Origin of the sequence: Stenotrophomonas sp. GD03877 (assembly GCF_029840555.1) — a bacterium.
GTDB classification, from domain to species: Bacteria; Pseudomonadota; Gammaproteobacteria; order Xanthomonadales; family Xanthomonadaceae; genus Stenotrophomonas; species Stenotrophomonas geniculata.
Window position 1 is genome coordinate 41,882 of record NZ_JAOCCT010000039.1, and the last position, 7,739, is coordinate 49,620.

At 68.1% G+C, this 7,739-nt stretch carries 7 protein-coding genes; 4 read left to right on the forward strand and 3 right to left on the reverse strand.

Annotation, left to right across the window (positions count from 1 at the left end; genetic code table 11):
• Entirely contained in the window at nt 1–1,488 is a 1,488-nt protein-coding gene (gene glpD / locus N5D20_RS21520) for a glycerol-3-phosphate dehydrogenase (RefSeq protein WP_197578830.1), read from the forward strand.
• A gap of 102 nt (nt 1,489–1,590) precedes the next feature.
• Nucleotides 1,591–3,090 carry a glycerol kinase GlpK gene (glpK, locus tag N5D20_RS21525; protein ID WP_049435846.1) on the forward strand — a complete coding sequence of 500 codons (1,500 nt, stop codon included), beginning with the start codon at nt 1,591–1,593 and terminating at the stop codon, nt 3,088–3,090.
• A 173-nt stretch (nt 3,091–3,263) separates the two neighbouring features.
• On the opposite strand, the gene N5D20_RS21530 is transcribed toward glpK, so the two are convergent.
• Together N5D20_RS21530 and N5D20_RS21535 are read right to left on the reverse strand one after the other, a co-directional pair.
• The gene (locus N5D20_RS21530; protein ID WP_010481303.1) at nt 3,264–4,058 is read right to left on the reverse strand and encodes a MetQ/NlpA family ABC transporter substrate-binding protein; all 795 of its coding nucleotides are present in this window, start codon (nt 4,056–4,058) and stop codon (nt 3,264–3,266) included.
• A gap of 26 nt (nt 4,059–4,084) precedes the next feature.
• Nucleotides 4,085–5,056, reverse strand: coding sequence for a YafY family protein (locus N5D20_RS21535; protein ID WP_049435845.1), 972 nt, complete (start codon nt 5,054–5,056; stop codon nt 4,085–4,087).
• Nucleotides 5,057–5,137: 81 nt separating this feature from the next.
• Here N5D20_RS21535 and N5D20_RS21540 point away from each other — a divergent pair, with 81 nt between their 5' ends.
• Entirely contained in the window at nt 5,138–5,740 is a 603-nt protein-coding gene (locus N5D20_RS21540; protein ID WP_049435843.1) for a hypothetical protein, read from the forward strand.
• Nucleotides 5,741–5,847: 107 nt separating this feature from the next.
• On the forward strand, nt 5,848–6,624 hold the full coding sequence (locus N5D20_RS21545) for a DUF481 domain-containing protein (RefSeq protein WP_010481298.1): 777 nt from the start codon (nt 5,848–5,850) through the stop codon (nt 6,622–6,624).
• 117 nt (nt 6,625–6,741) lie between these two features.
• On the opposite strand, the gene hemC is transcribed toward N5D20_RS21545, so the two are convergent.
• On the reverse strand, nt 6,742–7,653 hold the full coding sequence (gene hemC, locus N5D20_RS21550) for a hydroxymethylbilane synthase (RefSeq protein ID WP_049435842.1): 912 nt from the start codon (nt 7,651–7,653) through the stop codon (nt 6,742–6,744).
• Between the last annotated feature and the right edge of the window lie 86 nt (nt 7,654–7,739).

Consider the following 7,739-nt stretch of genomic DNA (forward strand, 5'->3'; position numbering starts at 1 on the left):
ATGCACGACGTCGACCTGCTGGTGATCGGTGGCGGCATCAACGGCGCCGGCATCGCCCGTGATGCCAGCGGCCGCGGCCTGCGCGTGCAGCTGTGCGAACAGCACGACCTGGCCGCGCATACCTCCAGTGCCAGCAGCAAACTGGTCCACGGCGGCCTGCGTTACCTGGAACAGGGCGAGCTGGGCCTGGTGCGCAAGGCGCTGGGCGAACGCGAGGTGGTACGCCGGCAGGCGCCCCATCTGGTCCATCCATTGCGCTTCGTACTGCCGTGGGAACCCCACCTGCGCCCACGCTGGATGCTGCGCATGGGACTGTGGCTGTACGACCACCTGGGCCGGCGCAGCCCGGCATTTCCCGCCTCGCACGCCCTGGACCTTCAGCGTGATCCGCTCGGCCCTTGGCTCTCTCCGGACCTGCGGCAGGCCTTCAGCTACGCCGACGCGCAGGTGGATGACGCGCGCCTGGTGCTGCTCAACGCCCTGGACGCTGCCCAACGTGGCGCGCAGGTACATGTGCGCAGCCGCTGCATCGAGCTGCGCCCTGTACAGGGCCATTGGCAGGCCGTGCTGGAATCCTGCGACGGCCGACGGCAGAACGTGACCGCGCGTGCCGTGGCCAATGCGGCCGGTCCATGGGCCGGCGGCCTGCTGGAGCAGATGGAGGCACGCAGCGGCGGCCCCTCACTGCGGCTGGTACAAGGCAGCCACATCGTGCTGCGCCGTCCCTGGCCCGACGACAGTGCGTGCCTGCTGCAGCAGCCCGATGGCCGCGTGGTGTTCCTGCTGCCCTTCGCCCACGATCATCTGCTGGTCGGCACTACCGACACCGACTACCGCGGCGATCCGGCACGCTGCAGCGTGCTGCCTTCCGAGGTGAGCTACCTGTGCGCGGCCGCCAACCGTTATCTGCGCGAGCCGATCACTGCGCAAGACGTGGCCTGGCAGTTCGCCGGCGTGCGCCCATTGCTGGCCGACCCGGACCCGCGTGCGGCGAAGCTGAGCCGCGACTACCGACTTCAGCTGCAGTCCTACCCGGCACCGGCGCTGCATGTGCTGGGCGGCAAGCTGACCACCTACCGGGTGCTGGCCGAAGAAGCGCTGAACCTGCTGCGCCCTGCCCTGCCACAGATGGGACCGGCCTGGACGGCAGGTGGAGACCCGCTGCCGGGCAGCGACTGGGGTGACGCCGCACAGGCGCGCTCCCGCCTGCAGGCGCTGGCACCGTGGTTGCCCGAGGAAATCGCACGCCGCTGGGCCGGCGCCTACGGCAGCCGCAGCGCGGAGCTGCTGCATGGCCTGCAGGGTGTGAACGATCTTGGTGAGGACTTTGGCGGGGGCCTGCATGCGCGGGAAGTGGCTTTCCTGCGTGAGCACGAATGGGCCCTGGATGCCGAGGACGTGCTGTGGCGGCGGAGCAAGCTGGGGTTGCGGCTGGATGCGGCGCAGGTGGCGCGACTGCAGGCGTGGATGGAGCAACCCACCCTGTAGAGCCAAGCCATGCTCGGCTGCGCTGTGCAAATGCAGCCAAGCATGGCTCGGCTCTACAGAGAGAAAGGTAAGTTACCCTGACCGTTCTACCGGAGACGCTGCATGACGCCCCGCTACGTGCTGGCCATCGACCAGGGCACCACCAGTTCGCGCGCGATCCTGTTCGACCGCGCTGGCGACATCGTCGGCAGTGCGCAGCGCGAGTTCGCGCAGATCTTTCCGCAACCGGGCTGGGTTGAGCATGACCCACGCGAGATCCTCACCAGCGTCTATGCCACGCTGACCGAACTGCTCAGCCGTGGTCAGATCGACCCGCGCCACATCGCCGCACTGGGCATCACCAACCAGCGCGAAACCACCGTGGTCTGGGACCGTGCCACCGGCCAGCCGATCCACAATGCCATCGTCTGGCAGTCGCGGCAGAGCCACGCCATCTGCGAGCGGCTGAAGTCCGACGGGCATGAAGCGCTGATCCGCGAGCGGACCGGCCTGCTGATCGATGCCTATTTCTCTGCGACCAAGGTGCGCTGGATCCTCGACCACGTGGAAGGTGCGCAGCAGCGCGCCGAGCGTGGCGAACTGCTGTTCGGTACCATCGACAGCTGGCTGGTGTGGAACCTCAGCGGTGGCCAGGCGCATGTGACTGACTACAGCAACGCGGCGCGCACGCTGCTGTTCAACATCCACACGCTGGACTGGGATGACGACCTGCTGGCCCTGCTCGACATCCCGCGCGCGATGCTGCCGCAGGTGCGCGATTCCAGTTCGGTGTATGCGCACACCCGGCCACAGTTCTTCTTCGACCACCCGATCCCGATCGCCGGCATCGCTGGTGACCAACAGGCGGCGCTGTTCGGCCAGGCCTGCTTCCAGCCAGGCATGGTCAAGAACACTTATGGCACCGGCTGCTTCATGCTGATGCACACCGGCACGCAGGCGGTGCGTTCGCGCAACGGCCTGCTGACCACCATCGCCTGGGGCCTCGACGGGCGCGTGGAATATGCACTCGAAGGTTCGATCTTCATCGCCGGCTCGGTGGTGCAGTGGCTGCGCGACGGCCTGCGGATGATCGAGCGCGCCAGTGACAGCCAGGCGCTGGCCGCGCAGGTGCCCGACAGCGGCGGCGTCTATCTGGTTCCCGCCTTCGTCGGCCTGGGGGCGCCTTACTGGCGCAGTGATGTGCGCGGTGCGATGTTCGGATTGACCCGTGGCACCGGCAAGGCGCACTTCGTGCGTGCGGCGTTGGAAGCGATGGCCTACCAGACCCGCGACGTGCTCGATGCGATGCAGTCCGATGCCGGTATCGCGCTGACCGAACTGCGCGCCGATGGCGGCGCGATCGGCAACGACTTCCTTGCCGGCTTCCAGGCCGACATCCTTGGGGTGCCACTGCTGCGGCCGCGGTTGACCGAGACCACTGCGCTGGGCGCGGCCTACCTGGCCGGGCTGGCGGTGGGGTTCTGGTCCAGCCGCGAACAGATCGCCGCGCAATGGGGCCTGGACCGGCGCTTCGAGCCACAGATGGACGTGGCCCGGCGTGAGAAACTGTATGCAGGATGGCAGCAGGCCGTTGCCGCCACCCTCGCCTTCCACGTCGATTGAAACTGCAATGCCGTGCCGTGCCGTGCCGTGCCGTGCCGTGCCGTGCCGTGCCCGGCTACGGTACGTGGATTGACCCTGTAGAGCCGAGCCATGCTCGGCTGCCGTTGGTGGGGCGCCGCAAAAAAGCAGAGCCGAGCATGGGCTCGGCTCTACAGGGACATTGGCGCCGGGGATCAGAACGCCGGCAGCACCGCGCCCTTGTACTTGGTCTCGATGAAGGCCTTCACCTGCGGGCTGGTCAGGGCCTTGGCCAGCTTCTGCACGCGGGCGTCGTCCTTGTTGTCCGGGCGCGCGACCAGGAAGTTCACGTACGGCGAGTCCTTGCTCTCGATCGCCAGTGCATCCTTGGTCGGGTTGAGGCCGGCGTCCAGCGCGTAGTTGGTGTTGATCAGGGCCAGATCGACCTGGTCCAGCACGCGCGGCAGCATCGCCGAGTCCAGCTCGCGGAACTTCAGGTTCTTCGGATTGGCGGTGATGTCACGCAGGGTCGACAGCGCGTTGGTCGGATCCTTCAGCTCGATCACGCCGGCCTTGTGCAGCAGGATCAGCGCACGGCTGTTGTTGCTCGGATCGTTCGGGATCACCACGTCGGCGCCTTCGCGCAGCTCGGCCAGCGACTTGATCTTGCGCGAGTACGCACCGAACGGCTCGATGTGCACGCCGATCACCTTCACCAGATCGGTCTTGCGGTCGCGGTTGTAGGCGTCCAGGTAAGGCTCGGTCTGGAAGTAGTTGGCGTCCACCTGCTTCTGCACCAGCTGGTCGTTGGGCTGCACGTAGTCGTTGAACACGCGCACGTCCAGGTCCACGCCTTCCTGCTTGAGGATCGGCTTGACCACTTCAAGGATCTCGGCATGCGGCACGGCCGTGGCGGCCACCACCAGCTTCTGCGAGGGCTCGCCGGACGTGCCGCAGGCGGTCAGGGCCAGCGCAGCGGCGAGCAGGGGCAGCAACAGGGTCTTCTTCATGGGCGGGAGGGTTCTCGGGGGGAGTGTCAGGAGTTGTCGTAGTTGCTCAGGGCGAGCTCAAGCAGCGCCTTGGCCTGCTCGCGCAGCATCACCGGTTCGACGATCTCGGCATCCGAGCCGTAGTGCAGCACGTCCATCAGCAGCTCGCGGGAGACGCTGTACGGCACCTTCAGTTCATAGCGGCCATCAGCCAGGAAGCGGCCCTGCTGCTTGGAATGCCAGTGCTCGTCGGCCACCCAGCGCGCGGCCTTGGCGCTGAACAGGATGGTCGCCCAGCCCTTCGGCGCGCCGGAGAAGATGCCGTAGCTGGCCCCCAGCTGCTCGTCCAGTTCGCTGTCGGCCACGTCACGGGCGGTGCTGTCGATCACCCGCGCCCTGTGGATACGGTCCACGGCAAAGCTGCGCAGCGCCTCGCGGTCATGGTCCCAGGCATCCAGGTACCAGTTGTCGCGGTAGTGGGTCAGGCGCTGCGGCGAAACGGTGCGCTTGGTCGGCTCGTCGGTGGAACGGGCGCGGTACTCGAACGCCAGCTGGCGGCGCTCCAGCACCGCTGAAGCCACGCTGCGGAAGCTGCCTTCATCGAACTTGCGGCCACGGTGCGGAATCACCCGCACGCGGTCCACCGGCCAGCTGGAAACGCCAGCCTGGGCCGCCAGCAGGCTCTCGATGCGCTGCTGCAGCGGCGCCAGCACCGAGGACAGCACGCCGCCGCCGGTCCGCGCCAGCAGGTGCTGCGAGGCCAGCAGGGCATGCAGTTCCTCCGAGCTCAGCCACAGGCCGGGCAGCTCGAAGCGGTCGCTCTCGTCGGCCTGGTAACGGAAGCCGGCCTCGCCGTCGCCCTCGATCGGTGCCATCAGCGCGTCGCGCAGGAAGGCCAGATCGCGGTAGACGGTGGCACGGGAGCAACCGAGCTTGTCCTGCAGGGTCGCCACCGTCACCGGATAGCGTGCGGACTTGAGCAGACGATGCAGGGCGGTGATGCGTTCGTATCGGTCCATACCCCCGATTATGTCCGAGTCGCGGGTCTTGTGTGGGACGTTTGGGCTATCGTGGTCGCCCCCACCCCTCTGGAACACCCGATGCGCCGGTTGCCTGCCCTGTCCCTGCTGGCCTGCCTGCTGCTGGCCGCCTGTGATCGCGCGCCCGCGCCGGCCAGCACCGAAGCGCCCGTGCCGGCAGCGGATCCGGCGCAGGCGGTGCTGGAGGCCAGCCAGCGCTTCTCGGCCCTGCGCAGCTTCCACGCCGAACTGGAGGTGCTGGGTGCGCCGCAGCCGGTGCGCAGCGCCATGGACTTCGTCGCCCCCGACCGCTTCCGGGTGCAGACCCCGGCCGGTCCGCAGACGATCATCGGCGACACCATGTTCCTGCAGGCCGACGACGCGATCCGGCAGGTGCCGACCCCACCGGGCCTGCTCGAGCAATGGCGCAACCCGCTGCCGGCCGATGCCCTGCCCGCCGATCTGCAGGCCGAAGACCTGGGCAGCCAGTCGCTGGACGGGGTCGAGACACGTCACTACCGCCTGCGTGGCGCGCAGCCCGGCGAACGCCTGGAGTACTGGGTGGACGCGCAGGGCCTGCCGCGGCAGATCGTCCGCAGCGGCAGCAGCAATGGCCGCAGCTTCCAGCTGCGCCTGCGCTATTCGCGCTTCAACGACCCGGCATTGCGCGTCGATCTGCCCTGAATAGGCGATCGCGGCAACGTCTGCTGAAGAAACCGTTTGGATCGATTCGGACCGCCATCACGCTTCCAGTATCATCACCGGCTGTCAACCGCTTCGGAGAAGCCCCGATGTCCCTGCGCGTGTCCCTGCTGATCCCCCTGCTGCTGTGCGCACCGCTCGCGTATGCGCAGGATGCCTCCGAACTGGCGGCGATGTCCTCGCCGTGGAGCGGCAGTGGCGGCGAGCTCGGCTTCGCTTCGGCACGCGGCAACAGCAGCACCGAGAGCTTCAACGGCCGCCTGCGCCTGCGCTACACCGATGGCGACTGGGTGCACAGCATGGACCTGGCCGGCCTGCGTTCCAGCTCCAAGGTGATCGAGACCCGCGACGACGGCTCCACCAGCCGCCGCAACAACACCACCGCCAACCGCTACACCGGCAGTGCCGGCAGCGCGCTGCAGCTGGGCGAGCACCGCCAGCTGACGGCCACGGTGCGTACCGAGCGCGATGACTTCGCCACCTACGACCGCCAGAGCTCGTTCGGTCTGGGTTACGGCACTCGCCTGTGGAACACCGAGCGTTTCTCGTTCGACGCGCAGATCGGCCCCGGTGTGCGCCGCACCCACAGCACCGAGGACGACCGCACCCGCACCGGCATGATCGGCCGCGGCCTGTTCGACATGAAGTACTCGCTGACCGACAACACCGACCTGGTCAACACCCTGCTGGTCGAATCGGGTTCCTACAACACCTTCGGCCAGAACGACTTCGGTGTTTCGGTGAGCATGAACGAACATCTGGCGCTGAAGGCCGGCTGGCAGGCGCGTTACAACAGTGACGTGGCCGAGGACAAGCGCAAGACCGATACGCTGACCACGATGAACGTGGTCTACAAGTTCAAATAAGCAGAACGGGCGCCGAGGGCGCCCGTTCTTCTTCCGGTAGTGCCGGCCGCTGGCCGGCAACTGCATTCAACTGGGCCACGAGGTTGCCGGCCAACGGCCGGCACTACCTGCGATGGCTCAGACGTTCAGCAGCTCGCCGGCGCCATCATCCAGCAGCATCTTCGCCACGCGCTGGCCCAGCGCTTCCGGGTCACTGGCCGGGCCCACCGCCTCGGCACGCACCGCACGGCCATCGCTGGCGCTGCCAACCAGCCCCTGCAGGTGCAGGTCGTCGCCCTGCCACTGCGCGATGGCCGCAACCGGCACGTGGCAGCTGCCATGCAACGCACGGTTCATCGCCCGCTCGGCCTCCACGCAGGCACGCGTGGCCGCGTCATCAAGCGGGGCGAACAGCGCCATCAGGCGCGCATTGCCGCCATCGCACTCCACTGCCACCGCGCCCTGCGCCGGAGCCGGCAGCCACTGCGGCGGCTGCAGGCGCGCGACGATGCGCCCGCCCAGGCCCAGACGCTCCAGGCCGGCCACGGCCAGCACGATGGCGTCGTAGCCGCCGTTGTCGAGCTTGGCCAGGCGGGTGTTGACGTTGCCGCGCAGGTCCAGCAGCTCCAGGTCCGGGCGCAGCGCGCGCAGTTGGGCCTGACGACGCAGCGACGAGGTACCGACCCGCGCGCCAATCGGCAGCGCGTCCAGCGAGGCGTACAGATTGGAGACGAAGCCATCGGCGGGATCGTGGCGGGTCAGCATTGCCGGCAACGCGAACGGCGCGTCCAGTTCCATCGGCACATCCTTCAGCGAATGCACGGCGCAGTCGGCCTCGCCACGCAGCATGGCCAGCTCCAGTTCCTTCAGGAACAGGCCCTTGCCACCGATCGCGGCCAGCGAACGGTCGAGCACCTCGTCGCCGCGGGTGCTCATCGGCACCAGTTCCACATGCAGGCCGGGGTGGGCCTGGCGCAGGCGGTCGGCGACGTGTTCGCTCTGCCAGAGGGCGAGCGGGCTCTTGCGGGTGGCGATGCGGACGGTTTCCATCCGGTCATTATCGCGCCTATCGGCGGGATACGGCCAACGGCGGAGCCCCTCGTGGCTTGAAGCAGCAGCTGGGCTTGGCCGGTCGG